Annotated in this window: 17 protein-coding genes; 4 read left to right on the forward strand and 13 right to left on the reverse strand. The window is 66.1% G+C overall.

Annotated features, from left to right (window positions below):
• Positions 1-261: 261 nt before the first annotated feature.
• Positions 262-1,542, reverse strand: a complete 1,281-nt coding sequence (locus M9917_RS07790) for an OmpA family protein (RefSeq protein WP_297252443.1) — start codon at positions 1,540-1,542, stop codon at positions 262-264.
• A 386-nt stretch (positions 1,543-1,928) separates the two neighbouring features.
• On the opposite strand from M9917_RS07790, the gene M9917_RS07795 reads away from it, so the two are divergent.
• From M9917_RS07795 to M9917_RS07810, 4 genes are all read left to right on the forward strand, one after another.
• Positions 1,929-2,315 carry a hypothetical protein gene (locus M9917_RS07795; RefSeq protein ID WP_297252445.1) on the forward strand — a complete coding sequence of 129 codons (387 nt, stop codon included), beginning with the start codon at positions 1,929-1,931 and terminating at the stop codon, positions 2,313-2,315.
• A 58-nt stretch (positions 2,316-2,373) separates the two neighbouring features.
• Positions 2,374-2,613: a YdcH family protein gene (locus M9917_RS07800; RefSeq protein WP_297252447.1), complete on the forward strand. Its 240-nt coding sequence runs from the start codon at positions 2,374-2,376 to the stop codon at positions 2,611-2,613.
• A gap of 558 nt (positions 2,614-3,171) precedes the next feature.
• Entirely contained in the window at positions 3,172-3,972 is an 801-nt protein-coding gene (locus M9917_RS07805; protein WP_297252449.1) for an enoyl-CoA hydratase/isomerase family protein, read from the forward strand.
• A gap of 111 nt (positions 3,973-4,083) precedes the next feature.
• Positions 4,084-5,796 carry an acyl-CoA dehydrogenase gene (locus tag M9917_RS07810; protein WP_297252451.1) on the forward strand — a complete coding sequence of 571 codons (1,713 nt, stop codon included), beginning with the start codon at positions 4,084-4,086 and terminating at the stop codon, positions 5,794-5,796.
• 44 nt (positions 5,797-5,840) lie between these two features.
• On the opposite strand, the gene M9917_RS07815 is transcribed toward M9917_RS07810, so the two are convergent.
• The 12 genes from M9917_RS07815 to M9917_RS07870 form a co-directional block, all read right to left on the reverse strand.
• Positions 5,841-6,944 (reverse strand): CaiB/BaiF CoA transferase family protein, encoded by a 1,104-nt coding sequence (locus tag M9917_RS07815; RefSeq protein WP_297252453.1) that lies wholly within the window; start codon positions 6,942-6,944, stop codon positions 5,841-5,843.
• Positions 6,944-8,113, reverse strand: a complete 1,170-nt coding sequence (locus tag M9917_RS07820) for an acyl-CoA dehydrogenase family protein (RefSeq protein ID WP_297252455.1) — start codon at positions 8,111-8,113, stop codon at positions 6,944-6,946. Before M9917_RS07820 ends, M9917_RS07815 begins: the two co-directional genes overlap by 1 nt.
• A gap of 65 nt (positions 8,114-8,178) precedes the next feature.
• Positions 8,179-9,135 carry a LysR family transcriptional regulator gene (locus tag M9917_RS07825; protein ID WP_297252456.1) on the reverse strand — a complete coding sequence of 319 codons (957 nt, stop codon included), beginning with the start codon at positions 9,133-9,135 and terminating at the stop codon, positions 8,179-8,181.
• A 16-nt stretch (positions 9,136-9,151) separates the two neighbouring features.
• Positions 9,152-9,763 (reverse strand): TetR/AcrR family transcriptional regulator, encoded by a 612-nt coding sequence (locus tag M9917_RS07830; RefSeq protein WP_297252458.1) that lies wholly within the window; start codon positions 9,761-9,763, stop codon positions 9,152-9,154.
• Positions 9,764-9,964: 201 nt separating this feature from the next.
• The gene (locus tag M9917_RS07835; RefSeq protein WP_297252461.1) at positions 9,965-10,771 is read right to left on the reverse strand and encodes an enoyl-CoA hydratase-related protein; all 807 of its coding nucleotides are present in this window, start codon (positions 10,769-10,771) and stop codon (positions 9,965-9,967) included.
• 27 nt (positions 10,772-10,798) lie between these two features.
• Positions 10,799-11,506 (reverse strand): ABC transporter ATP-binding protein, encoded by a 708-nt coding sequence (locus tag M9917_RS07840; RefSeq protein WP_297252463.1) that lies wholly within the window; start codon positions 11,504-11,506, stop codon positions 10,799-10,801.
• Complete coding sequence (locus M9917_RS07845; protein ID WP_297252465.1) at positions 11,503-13,290, reverse strand: branched-chain amino acid ABC transporter ATP-binding protein/permease; 1,788 nt, start codon at positions 13,288-13,290, stop codon at positions 11,503-11,505. Before M9917_RS07845 ends, M9917_RS07840 begins: the two co-directional genes overlap by 4 nt.
• A 2-nt stretch (positions 13,291-13,292) precedes the next feature.
• A complete protein-coding gene (locus M9917_RS07850; RefSeq protein WP_297252468.1) occupies positions 13,293-14,156 on the reverse strand; it encodes a branched-chain amino acid ABC transporter permease in 864 nt (287 codons plus the stop codon).
• Positions 14,157-14,165: 9 nt separating this feature from the next.
• Positions 14,166-15,278 carry an ABC transporter substrate-binding protein gene (locus M9917_RS07855; protein ID WP_297252470.1) on the reverse strand — a complete coding sequence of 371 codons (1,113 nt, stop codon included), beginning with the start codon at positions 15,276-15,278 and terminating at the stop codon, positions 14,166-14,168.
• Positions 15,279-15,507: 229 nt separating this feature from the next.
• Positions 15,508-16,638 (reverse strand): CaiB/BaiF CoA transferase family protein, encoded by a 1,131-nt coding sequence (locus M9917_RS07860; protein WP_297252472.1) that lies wholly within the window; start codon positions 16,636-16,638, stop codon positions 15,508-15,510.
• Positions 16,635-17,771 (reverse strand): acyl-CoA dehydrogenase family protein, encoded by a 1,137-nt coding sequence (locus tag M9917_RS07865; protein ID WP_297252474.1) that lies wholly within the window; start codon positions 17,769-17,771, stop codon positions 16,635-16,637. Before M9917_RS07865 ends, M9917_RS07860 begins: the two co-directional genes overlap by 4 nt.
• Before the next feature lie 29 nt (positions 17,772-17,800).
• Positions 17,801-18,607 (reverse strand): enoyl-CoA hydratase-related protein, encoded by an 807-nt coding sequence (locus M9917_RS07870; protein ID WP_297252476.1) that lies wholly within the window; start codon positions 18,605-18,607, stop codon positions 17,801-17,803.
• Between the last annotated feature and the right edge of the window lie 5 nt (positions 18,608-18,612).

The raw sequence follows: 18,612 nt of genomic DNA on the forward strand, positions 1-18,612 counted from the left end.
TGCGTCCGAGACCGCGTCGACCTTCTGGTCGGAAACGGCAAAATGGCCTGGCTCAGGCGGGCGTTTTGACACGGCTTCCGAGATGTTCTCGTCCTTGATGGCGGGAGCGTGGCCGAGCGCTGCCGTGCGGCATGCCGGATCGCCCGATGACCTTGCACCGGCCGCGGCCGAGCCACGCGACGCGGTTTTCTGCCGCCAAGGCTTTCGGACGCTGGCCCGGGCCCGAACCTCAACGTGCCGGCGGGGTCGCGTTGATCACGGCTACTCCCTTACGATTTCCACCCGCCTGTTTTGCGCGCGTCCGCCTTGCGTCTCGTTGGAGGCGACCGGGTTTCCAGATCCGAAGCCGTTCGCGCCCAACCGCTGTGAATCCACTCCCTTGGCGGCCAGATACGATCGCACAGCAACCGCACGACGCATCGAGAGATCCTTGTTGAAGCTTGCCGAGCCGATGCTGTCGGTGTGACCCTCGAGCCGAATCCGCCAATCCTTCCGGCTGTGCAGCATATCTGCGACCTGATCCAGCAGCCCAAACGAAGCCGGCTGGATCGTCGCCGAGTTGAACTCGAAATTGATGCCGTCGAGCCTCGCCCGGCCTGACGACTGGAGCGTCTCTTCGAGCTGCGAGCGCGCGGCCGCTGTTCGCCAGCCTTTGATGGCCGGACAGTCGCCGATGTCGTTCGACTGTTTGGTCGCGCTCCAGAATGCGTCGTAGCCATAGTCGGGGTTGGACTCGGTCGAGCGACTGAGGGCGAAAAGCGATTTGTTGCCGGGTGCGAATGCGAAGAGTGCCAATGAGCGTCTCGAGACGCTGCCGTCATCTTCGTGCTCGATCATTTCACCCTTGAGCAGGCGGCCTTCCACACCGGCTGCGATCAGCCCGGAACGGTACTCGAAGCAACCGACGACGCGTGTGCCCTCCTGCTTGAGCCTGACCCGCCCCCAGCCGCTCGCCCCTTCGTAGGTTCCGCTGACGTTCTCGATCCCGGCCGTCTCCGTCAGCCGGCGGCCATAGCCGCGGAATCCGGTCATGCCGTAATTCTCGGCCCCGTGGTTACTCAGAAACGTCAGCCTGACCCAGCGGCCGACCGGCTTCTTCACAAGCTCGAATCTCTGATCGTTCCTGTCCATCGCCAGTTCGACCTCCAGGACAGGCCTGAAATCGCGGTCCGGTGCAGTATCCGAAATCTCGACGGTCAGGCGCCTGACCGATTTCTCGGGAATGCCCATGCCGGCGCTGTCGAAAGCGATCAACGACAACTCGGTCTTCTCGGGCAGCTCGAGAACATAGGTCGCGGGCTTGCCTCCCTCCGCTCTCGTCTCGCTGGATGGCGTCTCATCGATCAGAGCATATGGCGTGTAGGCCATGTCGGCATAATCGGCATCCGCGGGCTTTTGAACGAACCTGGCGCCGGCCGAGAAGGCAAAGAGATCCTCAGGCGGTGGAGGAAGGCTGCCGTCTGCCACGGATTGGCCAGCGACCATCGACGTCATGAATCCGAACATCGCCAGGACAAGAACGCAGAGAATGGAGCGATTCATCGGGTTGGCTCTCTGTGTGCCCGGGTCCACGAGAGCAGAGTCTATTCCAGAATTAGCGCTCGCAGACACCATTCATTTGCAGGACGGCGCCATTTGGCGAAGGACGAGCTCCTGCCTTCCGCCGATCGCCGGCAGGAGAATCGACCTCCTGATCAGGGTGCGCCAGCCGGGCTTCAGGCCAATGAGCAAGTCGGACAAAAGCGAAACCGTCAAACGACTTGGAAAAATGTCCCGGTCCATGACGACAGATCTCGCGATTTCGTTTTCTTGGAAGCGTTGAACTCGATTCGAGGCTTCCAGGGATTTTGGGTAGCGTCGTGTTTGACGTATATCAACATGGGCTCGTCTTCCACGAGCTAATGAAAGGCGGAAAGGAAGAATCCGCTATGGTGACAATGAAGGATATCCCACCGCAGTTTCGTCATGTGCGGTTGGTTCTGGCGCGAGAAAAGGAGCATCCCGACGGTGACCGGGATGCGGGATACGATCTTCTTGTGCCTCTCGATGAGGATTATCGCCTGGACCCCAGGGAGTGGAAAAAGCATCAGGCAATCTGCCGGGTCAGGCAATTCGACAGGCACGGCGACGTGAAGATCGGCCTCTTGCGACGCAAGCCCGGCGGGCAATGGTATTTCGACTACGAAGAGGGGGAGAGCGACGACGAGGCGGGCTTTCGCCTCGGCGAGGAGCGCTTTGTTACCGGCGAATATGTCTCGATCCGACATGGAGAGGAATTTCGCCCCTACCGGGTCGTGCGCGTCGAAAGACCGTGAGCGCGGTGCAAACTATCGCGTCATGATCATTGGAATCGAACAATAAGGAGACCAGGAATTGTCGAATACTCCGCATACGCTCCGCGACGAATTCCCGGACCAGATCGATGCGATCCATGCTCTGAAGGCGAAGAGCCAAGACTTCGCGGGCGTTCTCGAACAGTATGACGAGGTGAATGATCAGATTCACCGTGCCGAGACCCGTATCGCCCCCGTGAGCGAGGAGGCCGAGGCTGCGATGCGCAAGCGCCGTCTGGCGCTCAAGGATCAGATTGCCGCAGCGTTGAGCGCGGTCTGAACCGCGCCGAGGCTTCGGGATGGTGCGGCGGCCTTGTCCCCACCTTCCCAAGCCATCACGGACGAGATTCCCGGCCCTGGCGCGGCGAGGCGCCCGGCCAGCCTCGTTCCCGCTCGATCCGCACGCGCAGCGCCTCGGAAGCGCCCGGTTCGTCATCAACGCTGAAGATGCGCCGGCGCGCGCCCGAAGGCCGAAAGCCTGCATATGAGCTCATCGCTGTCGGCGTGACCGGTGACGCTTGCCCGACCTGTCGCCGCCCGTGCGCGAGCCCGAAGATGCAAGGGCTGCCGTCTCGTCCGGGCACCGAGCATGGCGATCTGAAGCGGATCGGTGGCGAGGGGCTCGCGCAGGATGCGCGGATTCTCGAACGGAGCGGCCGTTATGACGACGGTCCCGGGGCGACCCCCGCGCTCGTCGGGGGTGCGGCCGGCGCCTTCCCTCCCGCCCACTGGCAGCGGTCGATTTGTTGCAGAGCGATCGCTCTTTTTCAGGCCGTCACTTTGCGCTTTACAGAGCGGTCGCTCTTTAATATCCAGAGCCGGACGACGGGAGGAAGACATGCCGATCATTGCTGAAACCGACGGTGGGATCGCGATTCTGAAGCTGTCCGTGCCGAAGGACAGCTATATCGACGAAACGCTGATCGCCGATCTCGACCGCGCCGTGCGCAAGGCCGACGAAAACGATGCCGTCAAGGTGATCGTGATCACCGGGGCGGAGCCGGGAAGTTTCATCCTCCACTACAATCTGAGGGACGTCGAAGCGACGTCTCGGCAACTCGTCGAGAAGGCGGCCTTGTTCGGCGAGCATCGCCACATCCCCGAACGGCGCATCGACCTGCTCTTCCGGCGGCTGGAGACCTCGCCGAAGATCACCATCTGCGCCATCGGCGGCACGGCGCTCGGCGGCGCGGCGGAACTGGCGCTCGCCTGCGATTTCCGCCTGATGCAGAAGGGAGACTTCCTGTTCGGCGTGCCGGAAATCCGCATCGGCATGCTGCCCGGTGCCGGCGGCACGCAGCGCCTGACCCGCGCGGTCGGGGTGCCGAAGGCGCTGGACCTCATCCTGCACGGCCGCCGCATGACGCCGGAGGAAGCCGCAGCATACGGTGTTCTGCACGAGGCGACGGACGGCCCGGTTCTCGAGCGCGCGCTGGAACGTGCCCGCGATCTCGCCAGGCTGCCGGCCATGGCGCTCGGCCACGTCAAGCGGCTCGTCTACGCCGCCAACGAGGAGCCGCTCTACAAGACGCTCGACCTGGAGCGCGCCCTGTTCCTGGAACTGATGGCCAATCGCGAAGCCTTGCAGATGGTGTCGGAGCTCAATGCCAGCGGCGGCGATTTCCGGACGGTCGACTGAGCCGCCGCGCGCGCGTTTTCGACGCGGAGCAGGCCATGACCAGGGCCTTTACCTTCACCATTCGGGCCTGTCCGCGCCATGATCCCCTACTCCGCCCCCGTCGAAGACTTCATGTTCATCTTCGAACATCTGCTCGAACTCGACAGGCATCCCGGCAAGCCGCTCGGCGAACTGAGCCTGGATGACGTGCGCGCGCTGCTGGAGGGTGCGGCGAGCGTCTGCGAGAACGAGCTGCGTCCGGTCAACCTGTCGGCCGATCGCATCGGATCGCAACTGACCGGGGCGGGTGCCGTCACCGCGCCGGGCCTGAAGCAGGCCTATGGCGCCTTGCGCGACGGCGGCTGGATCGGCCTGCAGAGCGACCCGGCCTTCGGCGGTCCGGGCATGCCGAACGTCATCGCCAAGGCGGTGCATGAGATGCGCGCCGCGGCGAGCATGGCGGTGGCGGGCTTTGCCGAGCTGACGGAGGCAGTGTGCCTGGCGCTGGAGCGCTTCGGCACCGATGCCCAGAAGGCCGTCTACCTGCCGCATCTGGCGAGCGGCGCCTGGGGTGGTGCCATGCACCTGACGGAGCCGCAGGCCGGCAGCGACATCGGCCTGATCCGCGCCAGGGCAGTCCGTGCCGAGGATGGCAGCTACAGGCTGAGCGGCTCGAAAATCTTCATCTCCAATGCCGAGCAGGACCTGACCGAGAATGTCGTCAACCTCGTGCTCGCCCGCATCGACGGCGCGCGGCCCGGCGTGAAGGGCCTGAGCCTTTTCCTCGTGCCGCGCTTCCTGCCGGATGAAGCCGGCGGGCCGGGGGCGCGCAACGGGCTGCGCTATATCAGCCTCGAGCACAAGATGGGCCTGCACGGGTCGGTCACCGGCACGATCGTCTACGAGGATGCCGTCGGCTTCCTGGTCGGCAACGAGAATGAAGGGCTCAAACCGCTCTTCACCATGGTCAACGAGACGCGCCTCGGCGTCGGCCTGCAGGGCCTGGCGGCCGCCGCCGCCGCGAGCCAGGCGGCCATCGCCTATGCCCATGAGCGGCGCCAGGGCAAGGCGCCGGGAAGCATGGGCGACGGACCCGACGCATTGATCGCGCATGCCGATGTCCGGCGCATGGTCCTGACGATGAGCAGCTTCGTCGAGGGCGGGCGTGCGCTCGCCGCCTGGGTCGCGCTCCAGATGGACCTTGCCGGCAAGGGCGACGCCAAGGCTGCCCGCGCCGTCAACCTGATGACGCCGCTCATCAAGGCCTTCTTCACCGACGAGGGCTTTGCGACGGCCGACCTCGCTTTGCAGCTCCATGGCGGGCACGGCTATATCCGCGAAACGGGCGTCGAGCAGTTCCTGCGCGATGTGCGGGTGACCCGCCTCTACGAAGGCGCCAACGGCATCATCGCCTTCGACCTGTCCCGCCGCAAGGTCATCGCCGACGATGGCGAGGCTATCGCGGAGGTGATCGCCACGATGCGCGGGGACCTCGCCCGGGCCGGTCTCGCCGGGATCGATGCCGCGCAATATCTGTCCGCGGCGCTGGATGATCTCGACGCGGCCACCCGGGCGCTCCTGCGGCTGTCGACCGGCGCGCCGCACCGTATCGGTGCCGTGGCTGTCGATTACCTGCGGCTGTTCGGTCTGTGCGCGCTCGGCTGGATCTGGCTGAAGACGCTGGCTGCGATCCAGGGCGATTGCGGCCTGCCCGCCGAGGAGACCGCGCGAAAGCAGGCGCGTGCGGCCTTTTACCTGCGCTGGCAGCTGACGGAGACCGCGACGCTCGCCCGGCGCGTCGCCATGCCGGCGGAGGATTTCTCCTTCCTCGACACCGGCGTCTGATGCCCTGACGGGCCGGGATCAGACCCCGGCCCGGATCGCCTCGCTCATTGCGCCTGCCCGAGTGCCGGCACCGGACCATAGCTGCGCGGCTGGCCGACGAACACCGGTCCGGGTGCCGGAAAGGCGATCGGCCCGGCCTGGGACCCAACGGTCACGCGCCGCAGATGCGGATGCGACGAGAGTGCCGCCATGTCGTTGACGGAGGCGAAGGCGATGTCGGCCCGGGTCAGCGCCTGCGTCGCCTCCTCCTCGCTCATGCCGGCAAAGGCCGCGGCGACGAGGCCGTCGGTGATCGCGCGGTTGGCGACGCGATCGACATTGCGGGCATGGAGCGGATCCCTGGCCTTGTCGGGTTGGCGCAGGAACTCGGCGCAGAACTTCGCCCATTCGCGGTCGCTCTGGACCGAGATCAGGATCTGCTTGCCGTCGCGGGTCAGGAACACGCCATAGGGCGCGATCGAGGGATGGGCGAGGCCCAGCCGCCGCGGCGCCTTGCCGCCTTCCTGATGCAGCAGCGGAACGGTCAGCCAATCCGCCATCACGTCGAACATCGAGACGCGGATATCGGCGCCCTCGCCGGTGATGCCGCGGCCGATCAGCGCCTCCAGGATCGCGGCATGGGCGGTGGCGCCGGTGGCGATATCCACCACCGAAATGCCGACGCGGGCGGGTTCGTCCGGCCCGCCCGTGATCGAGGCCAGTCCCGACTCGGCCTGGATCAGCAGGTCATAGGCCTTGCGCCCGGCATAGGGCCCGCTCTCGCCATAGCCGCTGATCGAACAGCAGATCAGGCGTGGATGGCTCCGGCGCAATTGCTCGGGCGCGAAACCGAGCCTTGCGAGCGCGCCGGGTTTCAGATTCTGGACCAGCACGTCGGCCTTGCCGATGAGTTCGCCCAGCGTCGCCTTGTCCTCCGGCGAAGCGAGGTCGAGGACAAGCGATTCCTTGCCACGGTTGAGCCAGACGAAATAGCTCGACTGACCCTTGACCACATCGTCATAACCGCGGGCGAAATCGCCTTCCGGGCGTTCGATCTTGATGACGCGGGCGCCGGCGTCGGCGAGGCGCGACGTACAGAACGGTGCCGCGACCGCCTGCTCGATCGCGACGACGGTCAGCCCCTCCAGGGGCCGGCGGGCGGAGGCCATCAGAACGACCTCGGCAGGCCGAGCACATGCTCGGCGACATAGGACAGGATCAGGTTCGTCGAGATCGGCGCGACCTGGTAGAGCCGCGTCTCGCGGAACTTGCGCTCGACATCGTATTCGCAGGCAAAGCCGAAGCCGCCATGGAACTGGATGCAGGCATTCGCCGCCTCCCAGGATGCCTTGGCGGCGAGGTATTTCGCCATGTTGGCCTGCGCCCCGCACGGCTCGTGCGCATCATACAGCCGACAGGCCTCGTAGCGCATCAGGTTGGCAGCCTCGATCTCGATGAAGCTCTCGGCGATCGGGAACTGCACGCCCTGGTTCTGGCCGATGGGGCGGCCGAAAACGACACGCTCCTTGGCATAGGCCGTGACCTTGTCGATGAACCAGTAGCCGTCGCCGATACACTCCGCCGCGATCAGCGTGCGCTCGGCATTGAGCCCGGTGAGGATGTACTTGAACCCTTGCCCCTCCTCGCCGATCAGGTTCTCGGCCGGGATCTCGAGATTGTCGAAGAACAGTTCGTTGGTCTCGTGATTGACCATGTTGAGGATCGGGCTGACGGTCAGGCCCTTGGCCTGTGCCTCCTTCAGGTCGACGATGAAGATCGACATGCCTTCCGACTTCTTCTTCACCTGGTCGAGCGGTGTCGTGCGGGCCAGCAGGATCATCAGATCGGAATGCTGCACGCGGCTGATCCAGACTTTCTGACCGTTGATGACGTAGCGGTCGCCCTTCCGGACCGCCGTCGTCTTGATCTTCGTGGTGTCCGTGCCGGTCGTCGGCTCGGTGACGCCCATGGCCTGGAGGCGCAGCTCGCCGGAGGCGATCTTCGGCAGATAGCGCTGGCGCTGCTCTTCCGAGCCGTGCCGAACCAGCGTGTTCATATTGTACATCTGGCCGTGGCAGGCGCCGGAATTGCCGCCGGAACGATTGATCTCTTCCATGATGACGGAGGCTTCGGTCAGCCCGAGGCCCGAACCGCCATAGGCTTCCGGGATCAGCGCCGCCATCCAGCCGGCCTTGGTCAGCGCATCGACAAATTCTTCCGGATAACCGCGCGCCTCGTCGATCCTGCGGTGATATTCGGGCGGAAACTCGGTGCACAAAGCGCGCACCGCCTCGCGGATTTCCGGCGCATAGTGATCGCGGACGGCTTCGAACGCCATGTCTTGCTCCCTCTTCGGCAATCCGTGTTTAGACCGCAGCGCCGGGGACGACGAGACGCCAAGTTTCAATTTGCGATATGCCAATCCGGCATATCTCGGAGGAGACTAACACCCGTCCAGCGACCGCTGGCGGAGAGGTCGTTGATCTCGGCCACGACGAGTTCGGAGAAAAGCCGCGTCGCCGGCGTCAGCATCCGGTCGATCGGCGTCGCCAGCATCAGCGTGCGCGGCACGTCGAGGCCCGTCAGCGGAACGGCCGAGAGCTTGCCGGCCCGCACGTCGTCGAACACCGGCAGCAGCGGCAGGACGGTCGCCGCGACGCCGCGACGGACGAGATCGATCTGCGCCGGCAGCGAATCCATTTCCGCCAGCGGGTTCAGCATATGGCCATGGCGGCCCAGGAGATCGTCCAGCAACTGTCGCAGGCCGTGCTGGCGGCCCGGCAGCACCAGCGGCGTCGCAGCGAGCTCGGCAAGCGATATGCCGTCTCTCGCAGGCCTGTCGCCGGCCCTTCGCTCGATCAGGAAAAGCTGTTCGGTGAGCAGGGGCTGCAGCTTGATCGTCGGGGGATGCTTGGCCTCGTAGAGAATGCCGATATCGACGAAGCCGCGCTGCAGCCAGTCGAGAACATAGCCGCTATAGCCGGTGACGATGCGCACCTTGATCTGCGGATAGGCGCGCAGGCAGCGCTCGATCAGCGCGCCGGCCAGCACGTCGGCGACCGTCGGCGGAATGCCGAAGGAGACCTCGCCGCTCACCGTCGCCGGATCGAACTTGGTGTCGGAATAGATGCCTTCGATCTCGCGCAGGATCACCGTCGCGCGGGCAAACACCGCCTCGCCATGCTCGGTCAGCTCAACGCCGCGGCCATGGCGGCGGAACAGCTTGACCCGCAATTCGTCTTCCAGCGACTGGATCTGGCGGGTCAGCGCCGACTGGGCGATGTGGAGGCGTTCGGCGGCGAGGCTGATTCTGCCGAGCTCGGCGACATGAACGATCGTCCTGAGCTGCCTGACGTCCATCGCCTGCCCCTCAGGCCTAGAGCCGCATGATCACGTCCGGCGCCGCTCCCAGGCCCTGCAGCGCGAAGCGGGCGATGTCCGCCACCGTTTCGGTGCGCTTCAGCGGGCCATCCTTGCGGAACCAGCCGGCGACGCCTTCGGCAAGGCCGAAGACATGCAGGGTTGCAAGGTGAAGGTTCGGCGCCGTGATGAGTTTCGCCTCGTTCGCCTCCGACAGGACATCGAAGACGATCTTCTGGTATTCGTCGCGTCGCTTGATCACCTGCTGCTTGTTGGCCGGCTTCAACGACCGGATCATGTCGGCCATCAGTCGCCAGGCCTGCTGCTGGGCGATCGCCGCCTCGTAGATATGGGTCAGGGCGGCAACGAGCCGGCTCTCGGGATCGCTGCCGGCCGCTTCCAGCGCCTCGAGCAGCGACCTGGTGGCCTTCTCCATCTCGCGGGCCTCGATGGCGAGCACCACCGCTTCCTTGGAAGGAAAGTAGTTGTAGATCGCCGAATGGACGAGGCCGACCTCGGCGCATATCTCGCGGGTCGAGGTCGCGGAATAGCCGACCTTGGAGAAGCGGGCGAGCGCCGTCTTCAGGAACTCTTCCCGCCGTGGCATTTCGGCTTTCTTCTTCGACACGCGGCGCCCCTCTCAGACCCAGCCAAACGCTTCGTGGAGCGCAAGGAAAGCTTCCTGCCCATATCGCGAAGCGGATCGCGAACTCAACTTACGATCAAGGCCGATGAGCCAAGTCTAGGGCGCAGCACGCTTTTGTACACGTTTATTGCGCGCGCCGCGCTGCGGCCGTGCGCATGGCTTATCATGTGGGCAGGACGGGTATCAGACGCCCTTGAACACCGGCGCGCGGCGCTCGCGGAAGGCCCGCGCGCCCTCGATCGCGTCCTGCGATGCGAAGACGCCATCGGCGATCTCCTGCTCGACCGCCAGCGCGTCTTCTTCCGGCAATCCCGAACAGGCGCGGACCGACCGGCGAATCGCCCGCACCGACAGCGGCGCACGCCGGGCGATCTTTTCCGCCAGACGCGATGCCGCCGCAAGGACGTCGCCCGGCGCGACGATCCTGTTCAGGAAGCCGAGCTCATGCGCCTGCCGGGCCTCGATCAGATCGCCGGTCAGCATCAGTTCCATGGCGCGGACGCAAGGGATCTGACGCGGCAGCCGCACCGTCGATCCGCCGGAGGGAAACAGGCCCCACAGGACCTCCTGCAGGCCGAAGCGCGCTTCGGTCGAGGCGATCCTGAGATCCGTGCCCATGACCAGCTCCATGCCGCCACCGACGGCAAAGCCGTTGACCGCCGCGATCACCGGCTTCGTCACGTCGAAGGACCTGAGCATGGCCGTGCCGATCAGGCTCCGGTCGGCCAGCAGGCGCTCGTCCCATTCGTCCTGCGCCTGGCGCTCGCCGTTGTAGAGCGGCACCAGCCGCTTGAGATCGGCGCCGGCGCAGAAGGCCAGGTCGCCGGCCCCGGTGACGAGGGCGACGCGGATGTCGTCGTCATCGCGGATCCGAACCCAGCACGCCGCCAGGCCGACCACGGTTTCGGGATCGAGCGCATTGCGCGCCTCGGGCCGGTTGATCGTGACGACGGCGACATGGCCCTGTTTTTCAAGGAGAACCTTGGACATGCGTCCCGCGCCTTTCGTCCCGCGCGCTCACTCCGCGCCGAGATAGGCTTCGCGGACGCGCGGATTGCCGCGAAGCTCGGCCGAAGAAGCCGAAATCGTCACCCGGCCGCTTTCCAGAACATAGCCGCGGTCGGCGATGCCGAGCGCCATGTGCAGGTTCTGCTCGGCGAGCAGGATGGCGAGCCCCTTGTCGCGCAGGCCGATCAGCGTCTCGGCGACGCGGTCCACCATGCTCGGGGCGAGCCCGAGCGTCGGCTCGTCGAGCAGCAGCACCCGCGGTGCCGACATAAGCGCCCGGCCGATCGCCAGCATCTGCTGCTCGCCGCCGGACATGGTGCCCGCAAGTTGCTCGATGCGCTCCAGCAGCCGCGGAAAGATCGCCGTGATCTCCTCCATGCGCGCCGCCGCCACCGATCGGCTTTCGCCCCGGCAGCCGGCCAGGAGATTGTCGCGCACCGTCATCTGCGGGAATATGTGGCGCCCTTCCGGCACCAGCGCGATGCCGCGGCGGACGCGTTCGGCCGTCGCCAACGTGTCGAGCCGCACAGCATCGAGCGTGACCTCGCCGGAGGCCGCCTCCAGCCCCATGATGCCCTTGAGGCTCGACGACTTGCCGGCGCCGTTGGAGCCGACGAGGCAGGCGATCTCACCCTTGTCGACGGTGATCGTCAGGCCGTCGATGGCGCGGACGGGGCCGTAATGAACCGCGACATCCTTCGTCGCCAAAATGCTCATTGCTTCTGGCCCACCCCGAAATACGCCTCGTTGACCATCGGATGGTTGCGCACGGTGGCCGGGTCGCCCTCGGTGATCAGTTCGCCGTGGTGGAGAACCACCAGCCGGTCGCAGACGCTCATCATCATCCGCACATTGTGCTCGACGAGGATGATCGCCAGGCCCTGGCCGCTCAACGCCCGCAGGAGGTCGGTCAGCGTCGCGGCTTCCACCGGATTGAGGCCGGCAGCCGGTTCGTCGAGCAGCAGGATTTTCGGGTCGGTGGCGAGCGCGGTGGCGATCGACAGAAGCCGCTGCTCGCCATAGGCCAGCGACCGGGCCGGCATGGCGGCGCGCGCTTCGAGCCCGACCTGCGCGATCAGCCGCCTGACCGCCTCGCCGCGGATCTCCTCGTCGCGACGGAAACCCGCGCCCTGGAAGATGCTGGCAGCGAGAGAGGTCGGGCGAAGCTGGTAGGTGGCGATCAGGATATTGTCGTAGACCGAGAGATCGTCGAAGACCGTCGTCTGCTGGAAGGTGCGCGCCAGGCCGAGCTGGTTGCGCCGATAGGGTTTCGTGGCGGAAACATCCTCGCCGAACATCTTGACCTGCCCCTTGGTCGGGCGGACGAAGCCGCTCGCCAGGCTGACGCAGGTCGATTTGCCCGCGCCGTTCGGCCCCATCAGGCCGAGGATCTCGCCCTTGCGCAGCGAGAAGGAGACGTCGTTGAGCGCCACCAGCGCGCCATAGCGCCTGGTCAGCCCCGAGACCTCGAAGATCGGCGCGCCGGACGGCGCGGGACGGACCGGCTTGTCCTTGATGGCCGCCGCCGCGCCGATATCGATTGCCGGCGCGCTCCGCCGTGCCGGCCAGAGCGAGACCAGGCCCTTGGGGAGCAACCGGACGACGAGGATCAGCAGGACGCCGAAGATGGCAAAGCGCATCTCGCCGGCCGAGCGCAGGAATTCCGGCAGCCAGGCGAAGATCGCAGCCCCGATCACCGGCCCCGCCAGCGTCCCGCGCCCGCCGAGAATGACGACCAGAACCGCCGTCGCGGAATAAAGCGGCGTCAGGAGCACCGGGGTGACGATCAGGATCTTCGGGATGATCAAGGCGCCGGCGATCGCGGCCATCGCGCCGGAGAGCGCGATGTTCTGGACGCGGATGCGCAGGGTCGGGATGCCGACGCTTTCGGCGAGGTCGAGGCTTTCGCGGATAGCGATCCAGGAGCGGCCGATCGGCGAGCGCAACAGCCGCTTCACCGTCCAGAAGGCGAGGCCGGTCACCAACAGCACGATCGCCAGATAATATTGCTGGAAGGACATCACCGGCGCCAGCGCGCCGATTGCCGGGCGCGGCATCATCATGCCCATCGGGCCGCGCGTCAGATCCACCCAGTTGTCGGCGACCAGCCGGACGATCTCGGCAGCCGTCATCGTGGCGATGGCGAAATAGGCGCCACCGATGCGCAGCGAGGAAAAGCCGATCAGTGCGCCGAGAGCCACACCCGGCAGAGCGCTGAGCGCCGCCGCGAGCCAGAAATCGACGCCGAGATAGACATTGAGCAGCACCGCGAAATAGGCGCCGAGCCCGAAGAAGGCGGCGTGGCCGAAGGAGGTGAAGCCGAGATAGCCGAAGACCAGGTTGAGGCTGAGGCCGAGCAGCGCATAGACCGCGGCCAGCACGATGAGGCCGGAGATATAGTTCGAGAAGCCGACATAGGGCAGGCCCACCGCCAGGAGGACGCAGCCCGCGAGCCAGAGCCAGTCGGGGACCCGGCGTGTTCTCGTGACGGAGGCGTTCATCTTCAATGAGCCTTGAAGAGACCTTGGGGGCGCACCAGCAGGGTGGCGATCAACAGCGACATCAGAATCGCCTGGGCAATGCCGTCGATGACGAAGCTGCGCAGCAGGATTTCCAGAAGCCCGATGCCGATGCCCGCGACGACGGCGCCGGTGACGCTGCCCATGCCGCCGATGACGACGACCACGAAGGCCTTGAGGACGACGTTCTGGCCGATATAGGGGGTGAACAGCGAGATCGGCACGATCAGCGCGCCGGCGGCGCCGGCAAGGGCGGCGGCGAGCAGGAAGGTGACGCTGCGGACGCGCTTGACCTTCACGCCGATCACCTGCGCGGCAAAATGATCCTGGGCGATCGCCCGCAGATCGCGGCCGAGGCTCGTGCGCTTCATCGTCTCGTTGACGACGAGCAGCAGCACGATGCCGGCGACGATGACCGCCAGCCGCTGATAGGTGAAGACCATGTCGCCCATCGTCACGGCACCCAGCACGCCATCGATGCGCTGCGGCGCGGGGCCTTGCGCGTAGAGCACGGCCTCCTGGATCAGGATTCCGGCGGCATAGGTGCCGAGCAGCGCGGAATTGCCGCCGTCGCGCCGGTGGAGCACCGGCCGGACGGCGGTCGCGTCGACGATCAGGGCAACCACCACCGAGGCGACGATGCCAAGCGGCACCGCCACCAGATAGGACGCCCCGAGATAGGTGGTCGCCAGCACCACGCCGAAGCCGCCTATCATGTAGAATTCGCCATGGGCGAAGTTGATGATGTGCAGCACGCCGAAGACAAGCGTCAGCCCCAGCGCGATCAGCGCATAGCTCATGCCGACGCTGAGGCCGTTGAAAAGCTGCTGGACGATCAGGTCAAACATGCCCGGACTTTACTGACGAACGATCCGACCGTCCTTGACCGTGACGATGAAGGGAAGGCTGAGCGCCTGGCCGGTCTGGTCGAATTTCAGCTCGCCGCGCGGCGTCTGCCATGCGGTCTCGTGGATCACTTTGCCGAGCTTGTCGAGATCGGTCGTCCCGGCCTTGGCGATCGCCTGGGTGACGATGCTGACGCCTTCATACCACAAGAGCTCGAGCTTCTCCGGCGCGATCTTCACCTTGGCCTTGTAGGCGTCGACGAAGGCGGCATTGGCATCGCCCGGCATGCTCGGCACGTAGATGTCGGTCGAGACCGCGCCTTCGGCACCGCCATTGGCGAGTTCTACAGCGCGAGCGTTGAGAATCCCGGGAGCCAGCACCAGGTATTTCGGCTTGTAGCCGAGTTCCTTGGCGGTGCGCAGGATGTTGCCGTACTGCTCGACATTGTTGCCGGCGAGATAGAACATCTCGGCCTGAGACGCCTTGGCGGCGGTGATCAGGCTGCTGTAGTCGGTGGTCGAGGCATCGTAGAACTGGCTGAAGACGACGCGGTTGTTCGGATCGTTGGGGAACATCGCCCTGAGACCGGCGAGATAGGCGCGCCCCGTGTCGTTGTTCTCGCCCATGAAGACGACGCCCTTCGGGTTGGCCTTCTGCATGTAGTCGACGAGGACGTCGCCATCCATCTTGACCGTCGAGTTGAAGCGGAAGACCTTGTCGTAGCCGGACCTGGTGACGTCGGGATGCTTCGAGGCGACCGGCAGGAACAGGATCTTTTCCTGCTGGGCGATCGGCAGGGCCGCCAGCGCGACCGTGCTGCCATAGGGGCCGATGACGATCTTGACGTTGTCCTGCTCGATGAGCTTCTGCAGCCCGCTGACGCCCTCCACCGGAGAATTGCCGTCATCATAGATCACGAGTTCGAACCGGCGCTGCATGGCGCCGCCGGCGGCGTTCGCCGCATCGACCGCGATCTTCGCAGCCTCGACGGCTTGGCTGCCGAGAACGGTGCGGACCGGGGCCAGCATGCCGATCTTGATCGGGTCTGCGGCGCGGACCGTGCCGATCGAGGCCGCGATGGCGGCAAAAGCGACGGATGCCGCAAGAAATTCTCGCCTAGACATGTTTGCTCGTCCCTGACCCTGGTTCTATTCGACCAGCCTCCGCAGGTTATGACAGAGCGGTCGCTCTCGTCAAGTAGTGAATCCGGTATTTGACAGAGCGACCGCTCTTGAAATTGGGCATGGCCGCGCGAGCGACACGCCGTTCGACGGGCGATGACACGGGCGATGACATGGGCGATGTCACGGGCGACCGCGGAAACCCCGGCACCGGCGGGGCCTGCGCGTCCGATCACGATGAAGCGCGCGGGACTGCTTGCGGTTCCCAGCCGGCCAGAACGGATTCGATATCGCAGTCGCGGTTCTCGCGGGACTGGATCCGCCCCGGTGTTCTGCTGAAGCGCGGCGCTGGCGCCGGCTGCAGCACGCCGTTGGCCTCGACGAAGCTTCCGCGCGCCTTCAGATGCGGATGCTCGATCGCCTCAGCGAGCGACAGGACGGGCCCGACGCAGGCATCGGAGCCTTCGAAGACGGCGGCCCAGTGCGCCAGGGGCCGCGACCTGACGATCCTGGCGATCGTCGCCTTCAGGCCATCCCAATTGTCGCGGTCCTCCCGCGCCGGCAGCCGTTTCGGGTCCAGGCCGAGACCAGCGACGAACATCTCCCAGAAGCGTTCCTCGAAGGCGCCGGCGGCCAGGTAGCGGCCATCGGCGGTCTCGTATGTGCCGTACCACGGCGCTCCGCCGTCGAGGATGTTGCGGCCGCGCTCCAGCCGCCAGGAGCCCTGCGCCCGGAAGCCGAAATACTGCGCCATCAGCATGCCGGCGCCCTCGACCATGGCCGCATCCACGACCTGGCCCTCGCCGGTCGCCCGGGCATGCAGCAGCGCCGAGGCGATCCCGAAAGCCAGGAACATCGCCCCGCCGCCGAAATCGCCGACGAGGTTGAGCGGGACGACGGGCCCGCGATCCGGCTCTCCGACGCAATCCAGGATGCCGGCCAGCGCGATGAAGTTGATGTCGTGCCCGGCGGTTTTGGCCAGCGGCCCGTCCTGCCCCCAGCCGGTGATGCGGCCATAGACGAGCTTCGGGTTGATCCCGTGGCATGCCGCCGGGCCGAGCCCCAGGCGCTCCATGACGCCCGGCCGGAACCCTTCGATCAGCACATCGGCCCGGGCGATCAGGCTCCTGGCGCGCTCGAGGTCGTCCGGGCGCTTCAGATCGAGCCGGATATCGCGGCGGCCGCGCAGGGTCGGGTCCATCTCGACCGGCAGTTCGGCGGCGGCATCCCTGGCGCCCGGCCGGACGATGCGGACGACATCGGCGCCCATGTCCGACAGCAGCATGCCGCAGAAAGGCGCCGGACCGACGCCTTCCATCTCGACGACGCGCACGCCGCTCAGCGGCCCGGGATGTCTCGTCACAGCGAGCGACCTATGATTTCCTTCATGATCTCGTTAGCGCCGCCATAGATGCGGGTGACGCGCGCATCGGCGAAGGCGCGGGCGACCGGATAGTCCATCATGTAGCCATAGCCGCCATGCAGCTGCAGGCAGTCGTCGGCCACCTTATGCAAGAGATCGGTCGACCAGTACTTCGCCATGGCCGCCGTCTGCCCGTCCAGCTTGCCGTCGCAGACCAGCGCGAGGCAGCGGTCGACGAAGACGCGGCCGATCTGCAGGTTGGTCTTGAGCTCGGCCAGCGTGAAGCGGCTCGCCTGGAATTCGATCAGGCTTTTGCCGAAAGCCTTGCGCTGCTTCACATAGGCCAGCGTCTTTTCCAGGATATCCTCGGCGGCGGCGATCGCGGTGATGGCGATCTGCACCCGTTCCCAGGGTAGCTCCTTCATCAGCAGCGTGAAGCCCTCGCCCTCCTCGCCCAGCCGGTTGGAGACGGGAACGCGAACATTGTCGAAGAACAGCTCGCAGGTATCCTGCGCCTTGTTGCCGAGCTTGTTCAGCGGCTTGCCGCAGCTGAAGCCGGGCCTGTCCGTCTCGACCAGGATCATGCTGACGCCCTTGGCGCGCTGCGTCGGATCGGTCTTGACCGCGAGGAAGACGAGACCGGCATTGTAGCCGTTGGTGATGAAAGTCTTCTGGCCGTCGATCACATAGTCGTCGCCATCGCGGGTCGCCGTGGTCTTGATGCCGGCGAGGTCCGAACCGGCGCCCGGCTCCGTCAGTCCGACGGCGGCGATCACCTCGCCACGGATCAGTTTCGGCAGCCAGCGCTGCTTCAATTCCTCGCTGCCATAGGCGACCAGATAGGGCGTGGCGATCTCGGAATGCACGGAAAAGCCGGGGCCGCTGAACCCCTGCCGCGCCTGTTCCTCCATGACGACGGCGGCATAGCGGCGATCGAGCCCGAGCCCGCCATAGGCTTCCGGCACCGAGGTGCAGAGCAGCCCGGCTTCACCCGCCTTACGCCACAGCGCCTGCGGCACGACCCGGGCATCCTCCCATTCCGCATGGAAGGGCGCGACCTCGCGCTCGAAGAACTTTCGCACCTGTTCGCGAAACATCAGGTGGTCGCTGTCGTAGACTTCGCTCTCGATCATGCCCGCCTCCTCCAGGTCTCCACGCGCGATCAGGCGAAGCGCGGCGCCCGCTTCTCGATGAAGGCGCGAACCCCTTCCTCGAACTCCTCCGCGGCATTCAGCTCGCCATTGACGTCCCGCTCATGGTCCAGCTGCTCGTCGAGCGAACGCCGGCTGCCGAGATCGATCGCCGCGACCGTGGCGGCCTGGGCGTTGGCGGGACCGCCGGCGAGGCGCGCGGCGATCGCATCCACCTCGGCGGCGAGCGCATCGTCCGGCACGGCCTTCCAGATCAGTCCCCATTCTGCGGCCGTCGTGGCCGGCAGCTTGTCGCCGAGCAAGGCGAGGCCTACCGCGCGGGCGCGGCCGACGAGCCGCGGCAGGAACCAGGTGCAGCCGCTGTCGGGGATCAGCCCGAGCTTCGGGGTGAAGACCTGGATGAAGGAGGCGGACTGTGCCGCGACGACCATGTCGGTTGCCAGGGCCATCCCGACGCCGCCGCCGGCGACGACGCCATTGACGGCGGCGATCTTCGGCTTGGGCAGCTTGGCGATCGCCCGGACCAGCGCGTTGAGCTCCCGGTCCATCCGTTCGCGGGTGACGGCGGAGCGCTGGGCGCGGTCGAGCCCCAGACCCGTCAGCGGATCGCCCAGGTCCATGCCCGAGCAGAAGCCGCGGCCGGCCCCGGTCAGCACCATGACGCGTGCCGCGGGGTCGTCCTCGATCCGCTTCACCGCCTCCAGCAATTCCGCGATCATCTGCCCGGAAAGCGCGTTCAACACGCCCGGGCGATCGAGGGTGACGCGGGCAATCCCGGCGCTCACCGAAAAGTCGATGGTCTCAAAGCCTCCGGACATGACAT

This window comes from Bosea sp. (in: a-proteobacteria) (assembly GCF_023953965.1).
GTDB lineage: Bacteria > Pseudomonadota > Alphaproteobacteria > Rhizobiales > Beijerinckiaceae > Allobosea.